At 68.2% G+C, this 19,057-nt stretch carries 9 protein-coding genes and 10 tRNA genes; 1 reads left to right on the top strand and 18 read right to left on the bottom strand.

What is annotated here, in order from left to right; all coding sequences use genetic code 11:
• Nucleotides 1-147: 147 nt before the first annotated feature.
• Nucleotides 148-1,359 carry a polysaccharide deacetylase family protein gene (locus K8625_RS40590; RefSeq protein WP_223747766.1) on the bottom strand — a complete coding sequence of 404 codons (1,212 nt, stop codon included), beginning with the start codon at nucleotides 1,357-1,359 and terminating at the stop codon, nucleotides 148-150.
• A 361-nt stretch (nucleotides 1,360-1,720) separates the two neighbouring features.
• Here K8625_RS40590 and K8625_RS40585 point away from each other — a divergent pair, with 361 nt between their 5' ends.
• The gene (locus K8625_RS40585; protein WP_223785721.1) at nucleotides 1,721-5,362 is read left to right on the top strand and encodes a CARDB domain-containing protein; all 3,642 of its coding nucleotides are present in this window, start codon (nucleotides 1,721-1,723) and stop codon (nucleotides 5,360-5,362) included.
• A gap of 48 nt (nucleotides 5,363-5,410) precedes the next feature.
• On the opposite strand, the gene K8625_RS40580 is transcribed toward K8625_RS40585, so the two are convergent.
• The 17 genes from K8625_RS40580 to K8625_RS40500 all read right to left on the bottom strand — a co-directional run bounded on the left by K8625_RS40580 (nucleotide 5,411) and on the right by K8625_RS40500 (nucleotide 18,855).
• The gene (locus K8625_RS40580; RefSeq protein WP_141332461.1) at nucleotides 5,411-8,230 is read right to left on the bottom strand and encodes an AAA family ATPase; all 2,820 of its coding nucleotides are present in this window, start codon (nucleotides 8,228-8,230) and stop codon (nucleotides 5,411-5,413) included.
• A gap of 238 nt (nucleotides 8,231-8,468) precedes the next feature.
• A tRNA-Ser gene (locus K8625_RS40575) sits at nucleotides 8,469-8,553 on the bottom strand.
• Between the two features lie 260 nt (nucleotides 8,554-8,813).
• Nucleotides 8,814-9,356, bottom strand: coding sequence for an HNH endonuclease (locus K8625_RS40570; protein ID WP_074949914.1), 543 nt, complete (start codon nucleotides 9,354-9,356; stop codon nucleotides 8,814-8,816).
• Between the two features lie 20 nt (nucleotides 9,357-9,376).
• Nucleotides 9,377-9,450 (bottom strand) — tRNA-Leu (locus tag K8625_RS40565).
• Nucleotides 9,451-9,500: 50 nt separating this feature from the next.
• Nucleotides 9,501-9,574: transfer RNA gene (locus K8625_RS40560), tRNA-Leu, on the bottom strand.
• A gap of 193 nt (nucleotides 9,575-9,767) precedes the next feature.
• A tRNA-Arg gene (locus tag K8625_RS40555) sits at nucleotides 9,768-9,842 on the bottom strand.
• 16 nt (nucleotides 9,843-9,858) lie between these two features.
• A tRNA-Arg gene (locus tag K8625_RS40550) sits at nucleotides 9,859-9,932 on the bottom strand.
• Between the two features lie 6 nt (nucleotides 9,933-9,938).
• A tRNA-Ala gene (locus K8625_RS40545) sits at nucleotides 9,939-10,009 on the bottom strand.
• Nucleotides 10,010-10,030: 21 nt separating this feature from the next.
• Nucleotides 10,031-10,104: transfer RNA gene (locus tag K8625_RS40540), tRNA-Thr, on the bottom strand.
• 101 nt (nucleotides 10,105-10,205) lie between these two features.
• Nucleotides 10,206-10,278 (bottom strand) — tRNA-Phe (locus K8625_RS40535).
• Between the two features lie 202 nt (nucleotides 10,279-10,480).
• Nucleotides 10,481-10,553 (bottom strand) — tRNA-Gln (locus tag K8625_RS40530).
• Between the two features lie 5 nt (nucleotides 10,554-10,558).
• A tRNA-Lys gene (locus tag K8625_RS40525) sits at nucleotides 10,559-10,628 on the bottom strand.
• A gap of 743 nt (nucleotides 10,629-11,371) precedes the next feature.
• Entirely contained in the window at nucleotides 11,372-12,397 is a 1,026-nt protein-coding gene (locus tag K8625_RS40520) for a kelch repeat-containing protein (RefSeq protein ID WP_223785720.1), read from the bottom strand.
• 308 nt (nucleotides 12,398-12,705) lie between these two features.
• The gene (locus K8625_RS40515) at nucleotides 12,706-13,473 is read right to left on the bottom strand and encodes a hypothetical protein (protein ID WP_223785719.1); all 768 of its coding nucleotides are present in this window, start codon (nucleotides 13,471-13,473) and stop codon (nucleotides 12,706-12,708) included.
• 181 nt (nucleotides 13,474-13,654) lie between these two features.
• Nucleotides 13,655-14,461 carry a hypothetical protein gene (locus tag K8625_RS40510; protein WP_223785718.1) on the bottom strand — a complete coding sequence of 269 codons (807 nt, stop codon included), beginning with the start codon at nucleotides 14,459-14,461 and terminating at the stop codon, nucleotides 13,655-13,657.
• A gap of 354 nt (nucleotides 14,462-14,815) precedes the next feature.
• Nucleotides 14,816-15,538 (bottom strand): sigma factor-like helix-turn-helix DNA-binding protein, encoded by a 723-nt coding sequence (locus K8625_RS40505; RefSeq protein WP_223785717.1) that lies wholly within the window; start codon nucleotides 15,536-15,538, stop codon nucleotides 14,816-14,818.
• A gap of 167 nt (nucleotides 15,539-15,705) precedes the next feature.
• Nucleotides 15,706-18,855, bottom strand: coding sequence for a serine/threonine-protein kinase (locus K8625_RS40500; protein ID WP_223785716.1), 3,150 nt, complete (start codon nucleotides 18,853-18,855; stop codon nucleotides 15,706-15,708).
• Nucleotides 18,856-19,057: the final 202 nt, after the last annotated feature.

The following is a 19,057-nucleotide window of genomic DNA, read 5'->3' as shown; positions in this document are numbered from 1 at the left end:
AGAAGGGGGCCCGGATTCGCGACTCCCAATGGGCCACACAAGGGTCGGACACAGCCCATTCTCAGCCGATGGGAGCCCTGTCTGTCCTTTCGGCCCCACCCCCGGATGCCGCGGCGCGGCGAGCCGACCCCGCGCCGCCCGGGAGCCTCATCGGGGGATGAGAGCGATTGAGTCCAGGTACACCGCCGCCTGGTCTGCTCCCGAGTCGTCCTGGATGTAGAGGTCCTGCATCACGCCCGACGAGGCTCCCAGCGCATCGAGCGAGAGCGTGACCTTGCGCCACTCGCCCGCGACCAGCGGCCCGCCCAGCGCCTCGTCCAGCCGCTGACTCCCGAGCACGTTGGTGCCGTCATGCAGCACGACGCGCACCCCCTGACCGCCCGTGGTGCCACCATGCACCCACAACTCCAGGGACTGGTACCCCGACAGGTCCACGCCCGAGTGGTGGAGCATCAGCCCCGCCCACGCGTCGGGCTCGAAGCGGATGGACGCCGAGCCCGAGTGGACCGTGGTCGTCTCGTCCAGCGAGTGCTCCGCCCAGCTCCAATCCGCGAAGCCGCCCTCCAGGGCATCGCCATAGATGCTCATCCCCGCGGTCGGCTCCGGCTCCGTGCGGCCGTTCATCAGCGCGAGCCCCTGCGACAGCGTCACCGTGAGCGCGCCCCGGGTGTGGAGGTGGTCCAGGATGCTCGCGAAGTTGGACGTCTTGTATTGCGTGTCGCGGGTCGGCGTTCCGTCCACGAACTCGTGGAAGACGAGGATGAGCCAGCTCTTCTCCGCGAGAGCCTGGTCAATCCAGCCGCGCACCGTGGCGACGGAGACGCCACGCGCCACGTCATTGCCACGCAGCTCGTACACGATGGTGTCGCGGAAGTTCCGGCCCGCGTTCACCGTGCGGCTGCTGGCGTAGTGCTGCCGGATGGAGGCGAGCACGGTGGCGTCGTAGGCCCCATACGGGATGATGAAATCCGGCACCGCGCTCAGGCCCAGCGACCCCACCAGCCAGTCGCGCGAGTCCCGCAGCTCGGCGACGAGCTCGGTGGGCGACAGCGTGGTGAGGTCCGGGTGCGTGAGGGTATGGCTGGCGATGCCATTGCCCTCGGCGATGAGCGTCTGGACTTGGGAGGTGCTCATGTAGCCACCCCAGCCCTGGGCGAGCGCCTGGGTGATGATTCCATACGTCGCGGGAATCCCTCGCGCATTCAGCGCGGGCCGCGCCTTGGTGTACTGGGTGGCCCAGCCGTCATCCAGGGTGATGGTGACCATGCCCTGCGAGAAGGGCTCGGCCGCGAACGCGGACGTCGTCAACAGCACCAGCAGCGCGGCAAACCCTCGCATCGTCTCGGAACCCTTCGCCATGGACAGCCCCCCGGGGCAGTTCGCCGCATGCGGCGCGAGGCGCGCGATAGCAGAGGACTTCCACACAGGGCAACCCGAGGCCCTCGACACGTTGACCCGTGGATGCGCGTCGCGCTCAGGGGGCGCTGGGGACTCGCTCGCCGTCACACGTATCGAGAAGTGAGGTTTTGTCGTCGAGGGAGTCCTTTCCGACTTCATGAAACGGTCATGTTTCATCAGGGCTTTCATTCGGGCGGCCACACCCTTAGTGCGCGTGCCTGGAGCCGGCGTCGAGGCTCGTCGCCGTGCTCCACATGTGACTTCAACGGGAGACTTCATGAAGAGGCCGGAGTGGAGCGTGACCGCCACGAGTTGGCTGGTCATGGGTTTGTTCATCGGTGTGGGCACGGGCTGTTCGGGAGGCGAAGGGGCCTCGCGGGAGCCCGGAGTCGAGGCGGCATCCAGTCCGCTCCAGACGGGGCCGGACCTCGTCATCCGCGAGCTGGGGGTCCCCGCGAGTGTGAGTCGGGGTCAGGGCTTCAACGCCACGGTGACGGTGTGCAACCAGGGCAGCGCGCCGGTCAGCGGCGTGCAGACCCGGTTCTTCATGTCCGTGGATGACGTGCTGACACCCAGCGGCCCCCAGGCTCCGCCGCTGGACCAGCTGCTCGTGGGAGACTTCTCCCTGTCGCAGACGCTCACTCCAGGAGCCTGTGTATCGCGTGAGGTCTCGCTGACCGCCTCGCTGCCTGCGTTGGCCCAGCAGGACGGCGCCTACTACGTGGGGGCCATCGTGGATGACCCGTCCTCCGTCCAGGAGCTGCGGGAGGACAACAACAGCGCGGTCCAGCGCATCGGCGTGGGCAATCTCCCGGACCTGGTCATCACGGAGCTGCGCGCTCCCGCCAGCGTGATGACGCAGCAGATGTTCGAGGTCCAGGCCCGCGTGTGCAACCAGGGCACGACGGCCTCCTCCAGCACGCGGGTGAGCTTCCTGCTCTCCGTGAATGATGTGTTGACGCCGTCAGGGCCCGGCGCGCCTCCGCAGGACCAGGTCGTGGTGGGCTCGCTGCAGCTCCCCTGGTTGGAGCCGGGGCAGTGCCTCGCTCGCTTCTCGCAAGTCGGCGCGTGGCTGCCGCCGTCGGGAAATGGCCAGGGGCGGTATGTGCTGGGCGCCATCGTGGACGACCCGGCCTCCGTGCCGGAGCTGCGCGAGGACAACAACACCCACGCGACCACCGTCATCGGGGTGGGCAGTCGCGCGGACCTGGTGGTCCGGGAGCTGTCGTCTCCCGCGAGCTTCACGCCCGGGCAGTCCACTCCCGTCCGCGTGACGGTGTGCAACCAGGGCACGCAGTCCAGTGGCTGGGCGCGGCTCGGGCTGTACCTGTCGCTCGATGACGTGCTGACGCCGATGACGCCTCCGGGGCCTCCGCCGTCGGACCAGGTGCAGGTGGGCATGGGCTCGTTCCCGTCGCTCGCGCCTGGCCAATGCCTGACGCGCGAGGAGAGTGTCTGGCCCTCGTTCCCGCCCATGCCCACGGAGGCCACCGCGCTCTATCTGGGTGCCATCGTGGATGACGCGGGCGAGGTGCTGGAGCTGCGCGAGGACAACAACACCTTCGTGAAGGGCCTGGTGGGGCTGGGGTATCGCCCGGACCTCGTCGTCACGGACGTGCAGGCTCCGCCCTCGATGTCCTTCAGCCAGTCCTTCCAGGCGACGGTGACGGTGTGCAACCAGGGCACGCAGTCCAGCAACCCGGTGCGCGCGCAGCTCTACCTCTCCACGACTCCGACGCTCTCGCCCATGCCGTCGGGCCCCGCGCCCATGCCGCCGAACCAGTCGCCGGTGGGCGACGTCCAGGTGTCCTCGCTGGTGCCGGGACAGTGCGCGACGCGCTCGCTGACGGGCTGGCCCATGGTGCCGCCGGGTGCGACGGGCGCGGGCCCCTTCTACGTGGGCGCCGTCGTGGATGACGTGAACCAGGTGCTGGAGCTTCGCGAGGACAACAACACCTTCGTGAAGGGGCTGGTCGGCGTGGGCAACGGGCCGGACCTGGTCATCACCGCGATGACCGCGCCGCCGAGCCTCGCCTCGGGGCAGCCCTTCCAGGCGACGGTGACGGTGTGCAACCAGGGCACCCAGCCGAGCAACCCCGCTCGCGCGCAGGTCTACCTGTCGACGGACACGGCCCTGACGCCGATGACGCCGTGGCCCGGCCCGTCGATGCCGCTGGACCAGACGCCGCAGGGTGAAATCTCCGTGCCCTCGCTGAGCCCGGGCGCGTGCCTGGTGCACGAAGGGGCGATGCCGGGCGCCGTCATCCCGCCGGCTGGAACGGGCGATGGGGCGTACTACCTGGGCGCCATCGTGGACGACCCGCCCTCCGTGCCGGAGCTGCGCGAGGACAACAACGCCTTCATCCAGGGGCAAGTGGGCGTGGGCCTCATGCCGGACCTGGTCGTCACGGCGCTGGGCTCGCCGGAGAGCCTGCCAACCTCGGGGCCCACCACGGTGACGGTGACGGTGTGCAACCAGGGCACCCGCCCCAGCAACTCGACGCAGGCGCAGCTCTTCGTGTCCTCGGACGCGGTGCTCTCGCCCATGTCGTCGAGCCCCGGCCCCGCGCCCATGGACCAGGTCCCGGTGGGCTCCGTCTCCGTGCCGTCCCTCGGCGCGGGCCAGTGCACCACGCGCTCCAACCCGGTGTGGGCCTCCATCCCGCCGGACTCGCAAGGGGATGGCGCGTTCTTCCTGGGCGCCATCGTGGATGAGCCGTCGTCCGTGCAGGAGCTGCGCGAGGACAACAACAGCTTCGTGAAGCGCGTGGGCGTCGGCCAGCGCCCGGACCTGGTCATCACCGCGATGACCGCGCCCCGGAGCGTGGGGGTGAGCCTGCCGCTCGCCTTGTCCGTGAATGTCTGCAATCGCGGCACCCTGTCGAGCCCTCCGTCCACCGCGCGCGTCTACCTGTCGACGGACGCCGTGCTGACGGCCACCGCGCCGTCCGCGCCTCCCGCCATGGACCAGGTGATGCTCGGGAGCGTGGATGTCCCCGCGCTCGCCATCGGCCAGTGCCTCTCCCGCTCGCTCACACCGAACGCCTGGCTGCCGCCGGACGCGCAGGGCGATGGTGCCTACTTCCTGGGTGCCATCGTCGACGAGACGAACTCCGTGCAGGAGCTGCGCGAGGACAACAACGTCTTCCTCCACGGCCTCATCGGCGTGGGCAGCCGCTCCGACCTGGTCGTGACCGCGATGACCGCGCCGGCCAGCGCGCAGAATGGCCAGTCCCTGCCTGTCACCGTGACGGTCTGCAACCACGGGACGATGCCCAGCCCCGTGTCGAGCGTCCGCCTGTTGATGTCGGTCGATGACCAACTCTCCGCGTCGCCGCTGCCCTCGGAGGAACAGCAGCCGCTCGGCACCGTGGACGTGCCCGCCCTGGCCGTGAGTCAGTGCCTGCAGCGCAGCACCACCGTGTCGGTGACCGCGCCGCCGGGCCTGCAGGGCTGGGTCTTCCACCTGGGCGCCATCGTCGACGCCGCGTCGCAGGTGCAGGAGTTGCGCGAGGACAACAACACCTTCGTCCACGGGCTCATCGGTATCGGCGCGAGGCCGGACCTCGTCGTGTCCTCGCTGACGGGGCCGGTGTCGGCCATCTCCGGCAGCCGCATCTCCGCGACGGCTCGGGTGTGCAACCAGGGGACGACGGCGAGCGCCTCGAGCACGGTGACGTTCGTGGTCTCGTTGGACACGAGCCTCGCCCCGGAGGCGCCCGTGCCCCCGGGTGGCGTGCCGCCGCTGGACCAGGTGCCCATGGGAGGCGCGAACATCCCCAGCCTGGCCCCGGGAGCCTGCATCACGCAGTCGGTGACCAACCTGCAGGTGAGCCTGCCCCCGGATGCGCAGGGCGCGCCCGGGGCCCGGTTCCTCGGTGCCTACGTGGACTCGTTCCTGGCGCAGCAGGAGCTGCGCGAGGACAACAACACGCGCACCACCCCGCTGACGGTGACGAACTAGCGTGAGGGCGGAGGGGACGGGGCCGTCGAGCCCGTCCCCTCGCCGCCTTCAGCTCCCCAGCGGAGGCTCGGTGGGGGCGCGTGAAATCCACGCGGCGATGAACACGTCCAGCTCGCCTCGCAGCACGTCCTTCACGCGGGGCGTGCCGGCGCCGGTGCGCGGGTCCTCCACCCGGGCGCTGCGTCCCAGGTAGTAGCGGCGCGCCTCATCCGTGCTGCCGCCCTGGCCCGCCACCACGCGCGCGGCGATGTCCTTGAGCTCCTCCAGCTCCCCCGCGCCGGTGAGCGTGAGCACGCGCCCGGTGGACTCGTCCTTCACCGTCACCTCGGTGCGCACGCGCTGGAGGTAGGCGCCCTCGTGGCTCTTCACCGGACGGCCCAGCACCTCCAAGAGCTCCAATTCCTCCTCGGAGAGCGCGCCGCCCCGGTGCACGCGGACATACGCGCGCTGGCGCTTCTCGTCCTCCAGGCGTCGGTGCATGCCCGCCTCTCCCGCCAGGAACCCGTATGCACCCGGCCCGGCGATGCGCACCACGACACGCGAGGGCTCGTCCGCCTCGGCCACCGCCACCGCCTCGTAGCCCCGGCGCTGCGCCCACCCCAGGTACATGGTGGCCAGCTCCTGCACCCACACCGCCTGCGTCTCCGCCGAGTCGCTCGCGCAGATGTCCACCAGCGCCTCGGTGTCCTGCTGCGAGGCGCCCGAGGCATGGAGCGCCTCGGCCATCTGCACCTCGCGCGCGACCTCCTCCACCTGCCGCGCCGCGGAGCCCAGCTGCACCTCGTTCTTCGCCTCGCGCACCAGCCGGCGGGCGAACAAGCACGCCGCCTCCAGCCGCTCCATCTCGTTGAGGTGGGCCTCCACCAGCCGGAAGGCGCGGATGACGTCCGCCGCGTGCGTGGGGTCGTCCCAGAGGTTGGGGGCCTGCGTCTCCGTGAGCAGGGCCGTCCTGCGCTCCTCCAGCTCCGGTCGCCCCGAGGACGCCGCCAGCGCGCGCGCCTTGCCCACCAGCCGGTCCATCTCCACCAGCAGCGACTTGCGGTCCAGCCGCCGCTTCACCGGGGCCGCGCGCGCGGAGGGCAGCAGCAACTGCGCGGTGGGCGACGGCGGCGGGGCGGCGGGCTCGGCCACGGCCACCACCCGGTCCCCCGCGCGTGCCTCCACGCGCACGGGCGTGCCCGGAGGCAGCGGCTTGCGCGCAATCTCCACCGCGAGCGCCGCGGTGAGCGTCTTCTCGATTTCACGCTGCAGGTAGCGCGCGCCGAACTGCGGCGAGTACCCGCGCTCGACGAGGATGTCGACCACCTCGGGCGTCACCTCCACGTCCAGCGAGCGCGCGCGGATGCCCTCGCGCTCCAGCACGCGGCCCACCTCGCGCTGGGCAATCTTGCGGATGTCCACCTTGGACAGCGGCTGGAAGTGACAGATGGCGTCGAAGCGGTTGAGGAACTCCGGACGGAAGGACTCGCCGATGCGCCGGTCCACCTCCGTCACCATCTCCTCCGCGCGCCGCGTGCCCGCGAAGCCCATGGCGGGCTCGCGGTACACCTCCGCGCCCACGTTGGACGTGGCGACGATGAGCGTGTTGTTGCACGACACCACCTCGCCCGCGCCGTTGACGAACGTGCCCTCGTCGAAGAGCTGGAGGTAGCGGTCGTGCACGCTGCGCGCGGCCTTCTCGAACTCGTCCAGCAGCAGCACGGAGAACACCTTGCCGTCGAGCAGCGCCGTCAGCTCGCCGCGCCGGGTCTCCAGCGCCGGTGCCCAGGACGCGCCGAAGGGCACGCTCTCGTCGCCGTCGTTCGGGTAGTCCGCCATGTTCAGGCGCACCAGTCTGTCCGCCGAGCCGAAGAGGTACTCGGCCAGCAGCTTCGCCAGCTGCGTCTTGCCCACGCCCGTGGGGCCCGCGAACAGGAACACGCCCAGCGGCCGGCGCGGGTCGTTCAGCCCCGCCTTGAGCAGCGCCACCGAGCGCAGCACCGCCGCCACCGCGTCCGTCTGGCCCAGGAGCCGCTCGCCGAAGAAGCGCTCGGTCTCCTCCAGGTCCAACGGCATCGCGTCGTCCACCACGAAGCGCGGCAGGCGCGTGGCGGCGCAGAAGCGGGTGAGCACGTCCTCGGGACCCACGTGGTCCTTGGCCGCGCCCGCCGCTTCCGCCGCCGTCTCCTTGAGCAGCTCGATGGCCTTGCGCGGCATGCGCTGCGCGAGCAGGAACTTGGACGACAGCCGCAGCGCCAGGTCGCACGCCGCCGGGTCGATGGGCAGCCGCAGCTCGCGCTCGAGCTCCTCCGCCACCCGTCCCAGCACCCAGCGCGCCTTCTCCAGCGGAGGCTCGTGCAGGGGCAGCAGGTGGAGCCGCTCGGCGAGCGCCTCGTCGGAGCGCAGGAGCTCCTGGACGCGCTTGGGCTCGGTCTCGAAGATGAACCGCATGCCGCTGGTGCGCAGCGCGCGCACGGCGACGGGGGCCAGGGGGCCGCCCAGCGCCACGGGCAAATCACGGATGTAGACGATGGGGCAGGCCTGCCGGGCGAGCCGGGCCAGCAGCTCCTCGAAGCTCTCCGCCGCCTGTCGTTGGGTGGAGCGCGCGAGGATGTTGGCGATGGACACCTCCACCAGCCGGGCCTGCGCCAGCTCCGCGTCCACGCGGCCCTCGGCGATGCGCCGGGCCACCTCCTGCACGAGCGCGCTCTTGCCCACGCCGGGGTCTCCGGCCAGCAGGGGATGCTTGCCACCGCGCGTCAGCAACCCGAGGACCTCCGTCACCGCGGCGTCCACGCCATGGGCGGCCGGCAGCCGGCCCTCGCGGGCCAACGCGGTCAGGTCCCGGTCGATGAGTCGCTCCTGGTCCTCGCTCTTCCTCGTCGCCATGTCTCGTCAACCGCCCCCTCGCCGGAGCACGCACTCTAACCGCTGAACCGTCGAGGTGAGCGCGCAATCCCGGCCTGGGTCGGCAACAGGCCCGCCTGTGCGAGCCGGGCCCGGACCCAGGGTGGGCGGGTGTGGCAGCGGAAGTCGGAGGACTCGAACCCCAAGCCGGAAGGCCGGCTCGCACCCGGTAGCAGCGGGGCCTGGCGCCATCGCCAGTCCAACTTCCAAAGAGACAGACCGGAGCAGGGTGGAGTCGAACCACGGGCCCCGAAGGGCCCTCCCGATTTCCAGCCGGGCGGCCGGCCACCCGGCCTGCATGCTCCAAGACACAGCGGAAGACAGGGGACTCGAACCCCGAGCGCGTCATGCACCCGCACCGTTTTCGAAACGGGCCGCCAGCCTCTGGCGTCGGTCTTCCAGGAAATGTGCCGGCAGCGGCGCTCCCGCCTGCCGGCGCGCGGGGAGCTTCCTCCGGGCGGGAGGTCCACCTCTGGCGGACCTCCTCATCCCCCGTCACCCGTGTGGGCGGGGACGAAGGGGACGGAGGCCCGCCTCTGGCGGACCTCCTCCACTCGGAGGGAGCTCAGGACTCCAGCTCGCCATGCCAGTACGCCACGTCCCTGAGGAACTTGGCCCACGACATGGGCATGCCCTTGTCGAAGACGAACGACAGGTGCAGGGTGTCCGGCAGCTTCTTGGGCTTCACCGGGGCGCAGCGCAGCGCCATCTTCGCGTGCTCCGGCGTCCGGTTGCCCTTCTTCTGGTTGCAGGGCACGCAGGCGATGACGACGTTGTCCCAGGTGGTGCGGCCGCCCTGGGCGCGAGGCACCACGTGGTCATACGTGGCCTCCGCGCGCGACACCTTCAGGCCGCAGTACTGGCAGCGGCAGTGGTCTCGCACGTAGACGTTCTCCCGGCTGAACTTCACGCCCTTGGGCCCCTTGCGCAGGCCGCGGAAGAACCGGATGACGGACGGCATGCGAATCTCCACCGTCACCGAGCGCACGAAGCGGTCCTCGTACTCCTCGACCACCTCGACCTTGCCCTGGAAGATGAGCATGACGGCGCGCTGCCAGGGAATCCGCGCGACGGGCTCGAAGGACTGACTGAGAACCAGCGTCTCCATGACGCAACGCCTTTCGTTTGTATCCGCGGCGAGACTCGAACTCGCACTGGGCCGGGTTTGAGCCGGCGGCCTCTCCCGTTTGGGCTACGCGGACGGACTTCGGGAGCTCCTGCTGACCTGCGACGACACGACGACGACGAACAGTGCCGGCGGCGGGAGTCGAACCCGCAACCTCCAGGTTCTCGACCTGGCACCTCTACCCATTGGGCTACACCGGCAAGACTTCGAGGACACAGTGCACGCCCCGGGAATCGAACCCGGCGGGAACGGTGTGTGGGACCGTCGCCGTCTCCAGCTGGCTCGGCGTGCGAAAGACGAGTTGCGGAGCAGGGAGTCGAACCCTGGAGGCCGGGCTTATGAGGCCCAGTGGGGCACCGACCCCACACCGCAGAAAGAGGTGAAAGCTTGTGAAGCCCCCGGCAGGATTCGAACCTGCGACCTTGCGCTTAGGACGCGCGTGCTCTGGTTCCGCTGAGCTACGGGAGCGTGAAGAGAAACAGTGTGCCCCTGGCAGGGATTGAACCTGCGGCCTCACGGTTCGGAACCGTGCGCTCTCATCCACTGAGCTACAGGGGCGAGAAGTGGAACCGCCGGGACTCGAACCCGGACCGCTCGGGTGCAAACCGAGTGCTCTCCCATTGAGCTACGGACCCATGATGACTCGCGTGAAACAGTGCCCCCGGTCGGGTTCGAACCGACGACCCCCGGTTTACGAAACCGGTGCTGCTACCAGTTGAGCTACAGGGGCGAAACGAAACAGGCCGCCGAGGAGTTGAACCCCGCCCGCTCGGATTTGGAGTCCAGGCTGCTCCCGGAGCGCGGCCTATGAAGGTGAAGCAGTGCTGCGAGTGCCGACCCTCGGAATCGAACCGAGTCCTCCCGCTCTTCAGACGGGCGCGCGGACCACCTACGCCAGGTCGGCAGATGTGAAGCTTCCCGAATGAAACTCTGTGCGAACTCGTTCTCTGATCTTCTCTAGAGAACTCGAACTCTCTGAGTGGTAAAAAGACGAGTGATATTCAGGGGTTTGAGACTGGAGCCTGCGGTTGTCCTTCTATCGGGGGCCGATTGGTGCTGCGAACTTCGGCAGGGAGCCATCCCCACCAGGGGGACAGCATGGAGAGAACCGGAGGCAGGCTTTGCACCTGCACCTGCGGAGTCAGAGTCCGCCATCCTTGCTAGTTAGACGACCCCGGTATGAGTGCCTCCGGAGGGATTCGAACCCTCGCCGTCCGCTTAAGAGGCGGATGCTCTTCCAATGAGCTACGGAGGTAGATTGCTTGCCGCCCCGGATGCACGCGGGCGGCATTCATTCACCACGACGATTCAGTTGTCAGAGACCTTGAGGCTGCCGGGGGACCCGAACCGGGATGACTGGTGCACGAACGCGTGTCCGGCCTCGGGTGATGCCCCGCGATACGGTGAGGCTGTGCGTGGCGGGCCACGCGGGCGTGGCATGAGGACGCTGGAGCCCGGAAAGCCGAGAGGCCGGGTCCCTGATTGGGAGCCCGGCCTCTACTTGGCTTGGCGCTTCGATGACGGAGCGCGAGCTTCAGCAGGGTACGGGCGGAGGGCCGCCATGGCGGTCAAATCCCACGAGGGACTTCGACGCGAAGCTCACAAGGGAGCAGGAGGCGGCGTCGAACTGGGGCCAGAGGCTGTTGCGATAGCTGCGCTTCATCGGGTTCGTCCGCATCGTCAACGTCGTCATGGTCGCCGCTCCTTTCAGGAAGACTCTACGGCGGGTGATTATCGTTCCTGACAAGGCCCGGATTATCTCGGGGAGACTGAAGCGGTTGCGCAGCCTTCTTTCTCTAGGATTTCCCTCGCGGGGAAGGACAGAAGCGGCGGGCGTCCAGTGGGGCGGTTCACGCTGGGACCATAAACGCCGTCGAGAGCCATGTGGCTGGTCTGGTCCGCGTCAGGGCCGCCACAGGAACTCGCTGGCTTCGTGCACGCCCGTGCATTCGTCTTGACATACGTCCGGGGCAGCGACCGGATTGGGGGGCTGTCTCTCAAGGGACAAATCGCTCAACGGTATTGAGTATTTCGCCGTTGCTCGCAGTGCCTCCGATGATGAGCACGCTTCCTGAATCTAGCCACGTCGCGGTGTGAGAGGCACGCGCGCAGGACATCGGGGAGAGCAGTTCCCATGTGCCGTTCTGACGGAAGATCTCCGCAGATGCGCGCGGCGCTCCATTTGAGAGAGAGTTTCCACCGACCACAAGGACCTCACCCGAGGGCAAGAGGGTGGCCGAGTGTGCGAAGCGGGCTTCTCTCAGGTCTTGCTGCGGGGACCACGACCAGTTCCCAGGGTCGAAGAGGTCCACGTCGCGGAGGACCGTTCCAGGTGACCCCAGCAATGAGCCGGCAACCAAGATTTTCCCTGAGGGTAGACGCGTGGCTGTATGGCCGTTGCGGCCATTGCTCATCCGCTCTTCGATGCGTTGCCAGCCTGCATGCACTTGGCTTGAGTCGTAGACCTCGGCGGATCGCTCCGCGCCCGTTTCACTGTAGCCACCGATTGCGACCACCTTGTCCCCGTTGAGCAAGGTGAGGGTCAGGACATTCCGCTTGAAACCCATGTTGCCGGCGTCCGTCCAAGTGTCGTTGTTCGGGTCGAAGAGCGCGGTCGTATTGAGTCCCGTGGAGTCGGATGTTCCACCACCTGCGACCAGCACCTTGCCCGACGCCAACAGAATAGCTGCATGCCAGGCCCGCGCGCCATTGGGGATGGAGAGGGCGTCCGTCCAAGTGTTGGTATCGACGTCGTAGACTTCAGCGGTAGCCAGTGCTTCGTCCGTAAATCCCCGTCCACCGACCACCAAGACTCTTCCATCGTTCAGCAGGGTTGCCGTATGTCCCGTACGTGCCGTCTTGAGGCTCTTGGCAGGACTCCATCTATTGGACGAGACGGTGTAGAGTTCCGCCGTGTTCGTGGGGCTACATCCTTGGCTGATACTTGTGGTGCACCCTCCGATGACGAGCACCTGTCCGTTCTTCAGGTCCGTGGCCGTATGCCCTGTGCGGCGCATCTGCATCGAAGGCACGAGTTTCCACCCTGGGGGTTCGCGCCCACTGTCTGGTGGTCCCCCATCCGGGCCAGCATCTGACCCGCCGTCGTCGTCAGTGGCTCCATCATCCCCAGTGTATCCGCCATCCGGCACATCTTCACCGCCATCTCCATCCAGGACGCCATCTCCGTCAGAGGCTGCAGCCTCTCCTCCATCCCGGCAGGCACCCGGGCTTTTGATGCAGAACTGGAGGACTGCGTCATCGACGTCGAGGCATGCAGCGACATGAGCGCCAATCACGAGCAGGCCAAGCGCTGTCGAGAAATGAAGGGGTCTCATGGCAGCTTCCCCGAAATCGACACTGACGTTCCGTCCAGCCCGACTTGAACGGGCACCTGCGCATCAGGTGCTCCCTGCAAATACATTCCCATGGCGGCTCCCAGCCCCACCAATCCGCCTACAAGCAGTCCCACGGAGACCGTCTGCATCCCGCGCGCGCTTTGGGCCAGGTTTCTGGCGTCAGCCTCAGTGCGGAGCTCCGGAGGCTTGTGCACCAGCTTTGACTTCTTTCCCTCCGCCAATTTCCAGAAGACGCCTGCTGTGACGACGAGTGCGCCTCCCGCCACGGCAGGGATGATTGCTCGCTCTCGCAAGGTTGGGGAGGAGGGTGGCACTTCTGACACGGGCGAGGACGAAGACTCAGAGAGTCTCGAGGCCGCTTCGGGGAGCGGCCCTCGTGGCGCTGGCTGCCGTTGGAGCCGCGTCGGCGCATCTGTTTTCAGAGGTCCCCGGTCTTCCCCTCGCAAGGCCAACTCGCCCAGAACCTCCTCGCGCACGGCTTCGAATCGCCGCTTCAACTTAGGGGAGACACTTAACGGGAGTTGGGCGTCGGGGGCTAGAAAGAGGGCTGCTTTGAAGGCAGCATTGGATTCGTCCAGCCTCCCAGCGCTTAGCTCCGCCACGAGGATGCCCTCGTAGAGCGATATCGCCACATCATCCTCGGGCCCCTTGGACACCTTCTTGCCTCGGGCAACCTGCTCCAGTGCTCGCTCGTACGCGAGGTCTTCGATGAGTTGGTGGATGGACACCAGGTAACGCCGCATGTCGGGGGAGACTGCGCCTCGGGCTCCTCCAGGGAGGATGCAGAGCCCGAGGAGGAGGCCCCAGACACAGGCGCGACTCCGCGATAGGACGCTCGACACGATGGATTTGCCCTTGATGTCACTGAAAGAAGACATCATGCCCTCACGCGAATGACGCTTGGATTCGCCTGTCGTTGCGATGTCACGAGAGCGAGGGACTGCTCTCCGGCTGAGGGGGGACCGAGTTGTCGGGGACCGTGATGGGAGGCACCGCTCCAGGGTTGGGAGACTGCGCCTCAGGGAACAAGGTATCGGCGGGCGAGGGCATGAATGGTTGATCGAAGCGCGCTGGAGGGCAATCCTGCATGCCATTCATGCTCGTCGCGGTGAAGGGGGCCCCAGGCGCTTCGCCGCTCCCGGCCGTCTGGATGACTTCCTGCGGCGGGGGAGTCAACCCCAGCAGCTTCTCGAGCTCCGCCTTCCGGCTCGTGCCCTCGAAGGCCGAGTCGAGCTCGTTCTTCGTCGGCTTGACCTTATCGATGTCCCTCTGGCTGTAGGGCGGCGTCTTGGACTCCTCGACGGCCAAATCGTTCGCCTTGCGCATAGCCTTCTCGGCGCTCTTCGCAGCGAGGGCTGCCTTCTCCTCCGCGTCCTGGAGTTGCTGGGCCGCCATCCTGGAAGCCTCGGTGGCCTCCTTGAGCTTCTTCTCCGCAGCGGCGAGGGCTTCCTTCGACTTCTTGGCCTCCGCGGGTGTCTGTCCGGGCCTCTCTGCGGCTTTGCGTGCGTCGGTGACAGTCTTCTCCGCCGCGGCCTTCTTTCGTCGCGCGGAATCCGCCTCGCGCTTGGCCTGCGTGAGGTTGTCCCGCGCCGCCTCCGCCGCCTTGCGCTTGGCCTCAGCTGCGAGCCGCGCTGCCTCCGCCTTCTGGCGGGCCTCCTCGGCGCGGCGTTGTGCCTCCGCAGGGTCCACTTTTGCCGCTCCAGAACGACCAACCGCTGTCACTGAGCCCATGGGATATCTCCTCTTGATAGGGTAGGACCCTCGTCAGGGGTGATGCAGACGAAATGCATGTGATTGGAGGTGAGGACACGAAACGGGCTCGAGGTGCGGTACGTCCTGCGCGGGCGATGCGTGGCTGTCCCTGCAATCGAGAAGAAAGAGGGAGGAATGCAATCGGCGTCCCAAAAAAACTTGGGAGTAGGCGTTGGCAGACCGTGGATGCGGTGGCCCATTGCTCGCGCCACAGGGGGCGGCTTCTACGACGTCGGCACGGATGGCGACGGCGTCGCCTGGCATGGGCAGAGCGTCAATACCTCAGAGATATCGGCTGGCGGGAACCCGACGGAGGAGGGGGCTCCAGTGGCTTCAGTCCAGCAAGCCCTGGAGGCTGATATCCAGTCGGCTGCTGAGCAGTCCGAGGATGCTCTCCAGCGCGAGCTGATCTTGCTTCAACCGGGGCGCGAGTTCCATGCGTACGCGCTCGAGCAACAGCTTGCGAACATCTGCGACCCTCCTCGCGACGCCGGAGCGCGAACCGCCATACATGAGCGCCAGCCGGTCCATCGTGAACCCGTGGAAGTGGTGCAAGCGCAACAGGGTCCGCTCCTGTTCGGGGAGCTCTGCGATGGCTTTTCGGAGCGACTCGGCGAGGAGCTGGCGTGCGTCTTCGCGCAGCAGGGCATACTCGGGGTCGCTTGGGGCCAGCAGTCGCGCGAGTTCCGCGGGAGGCTCAGCGACGAGCTGAAGTCGCTCGTCCCGGTCCACCAGTTCCCCGGCGATGCGCGCGGCGACGATGCCCACCCAGGAGAGCAGCGGTCCTCGACCTCCATAGCTCGCAATCCTCGGAGGCGTGTTCCCGCTGGCCACCAGCAGCCGCTCGCGCAGCACCTGCAGCACTTCCTCCACCATGTTCGGAGACAGGCGCCCGAGCCGGGCGGGGATGTGCCGGAGGATGTGTTGCTCGAAAGCCCGGAGGGCCGAGGGCTCCTCGGTGGAGCAGGCGCACGCGAGGTACAGGTCCGCACCCTGGAGGATGCGTATCACCTCCGAGGCCTTCGCCGGGGGCAGATGTTGGGCGAGATGTCGCATGAAGGTTGCGTCTGGGAGTGGCAGTGTGGGCCATCGGGTTCGGGCTGCTTCGACGTGTTGGTACAGCAGGGCTTCGAGCCCCGCCACGGCTTCCAACTCCGCGCGCTGCTGCCGTGGCAGGTGCGCCCGCAGCAGCGCTGTCAGGGCGCCTGTTTTTGGGTGCTCGCTCATCGCTTCGCCTCACGCCGCTGCCAGGCCAGCACTGTTTGGAGCTCCGACCGGCCGCGGACGCCCACGGACTCCAGCCGCGTCCGGGCCTCCTCGGCCATCGCGAGCGCCCGCGCCCGGTCCGGGGCGGAGCGTTTTTCCAGGAGCGCCCTGGCCAACAGGAACGCGGTCTTGCCCGCGACCTTCGGGTCCTTGGCCTCACCCCATCGGGTCTGGATGCGCCGGGCGCGCTCGAGCAGGGGGACGGCCTCCGCTATGGCGCCCAGCGCCAGATGTGCCTCCCCAGCACAGGACAGGGCGCTGGCACCGTCGTCGGACTCATCGCCATCGGCCGCCGCTGTGCCCTTTCGCGCACGCTCGCAGTAGGCGAGCGCCTCCTTTCGGTTGTGGGTCGCCAGGGACAGCTCGGCAAGGGACAGCAGCACGGGCACCGTCGTCCCTCCGGCCTGGCCATGTTCCTTCTCCAGCCGCTTCAGCGCATCCAGCAGGTCGCGCCTGGCCTCGGGGTAGCGCCCCGCCTTCAGGTGCACTTGCCCCCGGACGGTCAACGGTAGGGCGCCGCGCGGAGTGTCCGAGCCCAGTGAGCGCTGGATGCGCTCCAGGGCCTCGGTGGCGAAGGCCAGCGCCTCGTCGTCCTCGCCCGCATCACTGGCGATGAACGCCTGCTCCGAGAGCGCGTAGACGACAGTGAGGTGGTTGGGGCCCCGGGCCCGCTCGAAGATGGCTCGCGCCCGCTCGACCTGGGCCCGCGCGTCCTCCAGTCGGCCGTCGACGCGCGAGACCCCGGCCAGGTTCAGCAGCACCGTCCCCATGGGGGTCGTCTCCAGGGTGGAGGACGCCTCCTGGAGGGCAAGGGCCTTGCGCCAGGCGCTGACGGCTTCGGCGCGCCGGCCCGTCTCCAGCGACGCCGTGGCGACGCGGTTGTAGGAAGTCACGAGGGCCGGGTTGTCGGCGCCCAGCACGCGCTTGCGCAGCTCCAATGCCTCGCGGTGGACCTTCAGCGACTCCGCATAGCGGCCCTGGTCGAAGCGGATGCGTCCCATCTGGTGGAGGAGGTTGGGCGTACGGAGGCTGTCCGGGCCATTCCTCCTGCGCGAGAACTCCAGTCCCTGGAGCGCCTCCTGCTCCGCCTCGGCGAGATGGCCTTGCATTTCTCGCAGCGAAGCCAGGCGCGTGTGCAGGTCCGTCGTGATGTCTGGAAAGCGCTCCCGCCCCAGTCGCTCGACGGCGGCCTGGGCGTGCCGGACGAGTTTCTCCGCTTCGTCGGGGCGGGACTGCTCTTCGCCTATCACCCGCATGAGTTCCAGCCAGGCCCGTGCCACCGTCTCGTCGTCACGCGCGGCCTCGGCGGCCCACAGGGCCTGGTAGACGAACGTCTCTGCTTCCTTTGGTTTGTCGTGGCTCAGGAGGAACACCCCGTGAGCCAGGAGCACCTCTGCCTCCAGGGGCTTGTAGCCGAGCCCCTTCAGCTCTTCGAGGAGGGCCGACGTCATCGCGAGGCCCTCCTTGAACTGGTGCGACACGAGGTGGGCGTGGGCCAGCGCCAGCTTGTGCCGTGCCGCATCCACCTGGGCGCGGAGGTCGTCGGGGGGCTGGGGTCGGCTGGAGAGCCCCGGCGTGTCCCGGCATCCGACGAGGCCCTCGAGAGATAGCGTCAGTTGGCGGGCGTTCTGCACAGTCTGCGCGTCGGCCTTTTCCAGCACCTCCGTGACCGCGGCTATTTGCGAGAGCCGCGCATCGAGGCACGCGGCGAACTGCCTGGCCTGGTCCGGGGTGTCGCCTGACGCGGCCCGGCAGGCTTCCGTGCGAAGCGCCCGCCATTGAGCGGTGTGGGCATCCAGCACCGCCGCGAACTTCTCCCAGGCTTGGGCGGCAGAGGCCACGCCCGTGGCGAGGAAGGCTGTGCGGACCCGTTCTCGCCGCACGGGACTCCAGGCCACCGCGACTTTCTCCGCTTCCTGCTCACAGCTGGCCTCGCGCCGCTGCGCCGTTGTCCCATGGGCCGCGAGGATTCCCATCATTCCGGCCACGGCCGTCGTGACGAGAAGCGGCACGAGTCTGCGGTGCGGCGGTGGAGCGAGGGCCGCCAGCAGGGACTGCATGGAGGGGAAGCGCTCCTCGGGCTTGGCGCTGAGCCCCCGGAGGACCGCGCGTCGAACCCGGGTCGGGACCGTCACTTCGCGCTTCGGCGGGCTCAGTCGCCCGTGCTGCGCTGCCTGGACCAGTTCCTTCAGGGTCTCGCCTTGGAAGGGACGCGCGCCAAAGAGGGCCTCATGGAGCGCCACGCAGAAGCTGAACTCGTCGGAGCGGTCATCCGCGCGCTGGCCCCGCACCAGCTCCGGCGCGATGTAGGCGGGCGTGCCCAGAAGCTGGCCCGTCCGGGTGAGCTGGCCCATGGGGGTGACAGGGGGGGCGGCATGCTCCTGGGGCGATGGGTCCTCCTCCTGGTGGAGGAGCCTGGCGATGCCAAAGTCCGTCACGAAGACGCGCCCGTCCTTCCCGAGGAGGACGTTGGCGGGCTTGAAGTCGCGATGCACCAACCCTGCGGCGTGCGCGGCGGCCAGGCCCTTGCCAGCGTCGAGGAAGACTCGGAGCACCTCCTTCCAGGGACGCGGCTCCTTCATCCACTCGGCCAGGGTGGTGCCCTCCACCAATGCCATGGCCAGGAAGACACCGTCGCCAAAGGTCCCAACGTCGTAGAGCGTGACGACATTCGGGTGGGAAAGTCGGGCCAGCGCCTGTGCCTCGCGCAGCAGTCGCACCTGCAGTTCCTTGCGTTGGTGCCCCTCGGGGCGCAGCACCTTGAGGGCTACCCGGCGGCCGAGGTCCGGATCATCCGCGGCGTGCACGACGCCCATGGCTCCGGAGCCGAGGCGCTCCTGCACCACGTAGCGGGAAACCCTTGCGCCGGGAAGGAGCAGGGGTTGGGAAGGCGTCTGCTCGAGCGCAGTCGAAGCGATGGCCGGGCTCCCAGCGCCATCCCCCGCCGCCAGGACCCACTGACAGTCAACACATCTCTCCACGTGTGACAGGACGTGGGTCCGGTGCTCCTCGGAGAGCAACCCCGCGAGAAAGTCGGTCAGCGTCGCTTCTTGTGGACATGACCGGTTGGGTACGGATTCCGTGAGGCGTTCGGGTGCGCCAGGCACGGCGGATGTGGGTGTTCGTTCGCCCATAAGGCCCCCTCAGGAAAATCTTGGGATGCAGATTAGGCCATTCCCTCTTTCATCACGAATGGACGGGCGGCCATTCGTTGAGTCGCACATGGATCGGAATTGCGTCTTGCTGGATTCCTAATCCGTGAGAGAGGCGCTCAACGAGTCGTGAGTGGTGCGTGGGTGCATTCCTGCC

This window comes from Myxococcus sp. AS-1-15, assembly GCF_020037055.1.
In the GTDB taxonomy this organism is placed as follows: domain Bacteria; phylum Myxococcota; class Myxococcia; order Myxococcales; family Myxococcaceae; genus Myxococcus; species Myxococcus fulvus.
Note: the sequence above shows the minus strand (reverse complement) of the source record. Positions and strands in the feature narration are given on the sequence as shown.

What these genes read in the sequence shown, in the direction of transcription:
- K8625_RS40570 (WP_074949914.1), bottom strand. Translation starts at nt 9,356, where the DNA reads ATGGAGACGCTGGTTCTCAGTCAGTCCTTCGAGCCCGTCGCGCGGATT.
- K8625_RS40590 (WP_223747766.1), bottom strand. Translation starts at nt 1,359, where the DNA reads ATGGCGAAGGGTTCCGAGACGATGCGAGGGTTTGCCGCGCTGCTGGTG.
- K8625_RS40505 (WP_223785717.1), bottom strand. Translation starts at nt 15,538, where the DNA reads ATGCGACATCTCGCCCAACATCTGCCCCCGGCGAAGGCCTCGGAGGTG.
- K8625_RS40510 (WP_223785718.1), bottom strand. Translation starts at nt 14,461, where the DNA reads ATGGGCTCAGTGACAGCGGTTGGTCGTTCTGGAGCGGCAAAAGTGGAC.
- K8625_RS40520 (WP_223785720.1), bottom strand. Translation starts at nt 12,397, where the DNA reads ATGCAGATGCGCCGCACAGGGCATACGGCCACGGACCTGAAGAACGGA.
- K8625_RS40585 (WP_223785721.1), top strand. Translation starts at nt 1,721, where the DNA reads ATGGGTTTGTTCATCGGTGTGGGCACGGGCTGTTCGGGAGGCGAAGGG.
- K8625_RS40580 (WP_141332461.1), bottom strand. Translation starts at nt 8,230, where the DNA reads ATGGCGACGAGGAAGAGCGAGGACCAGGAGCGACTCATCGACCGGGAC.
- K8625_RS40515 (WP_223785719.1), bottom strand. Translation starts at nt 13,473, where the DNA reads ATGCGGCGTTACCTGGTGTCCATCCACCAACTCATCGAAGACCTCGCG.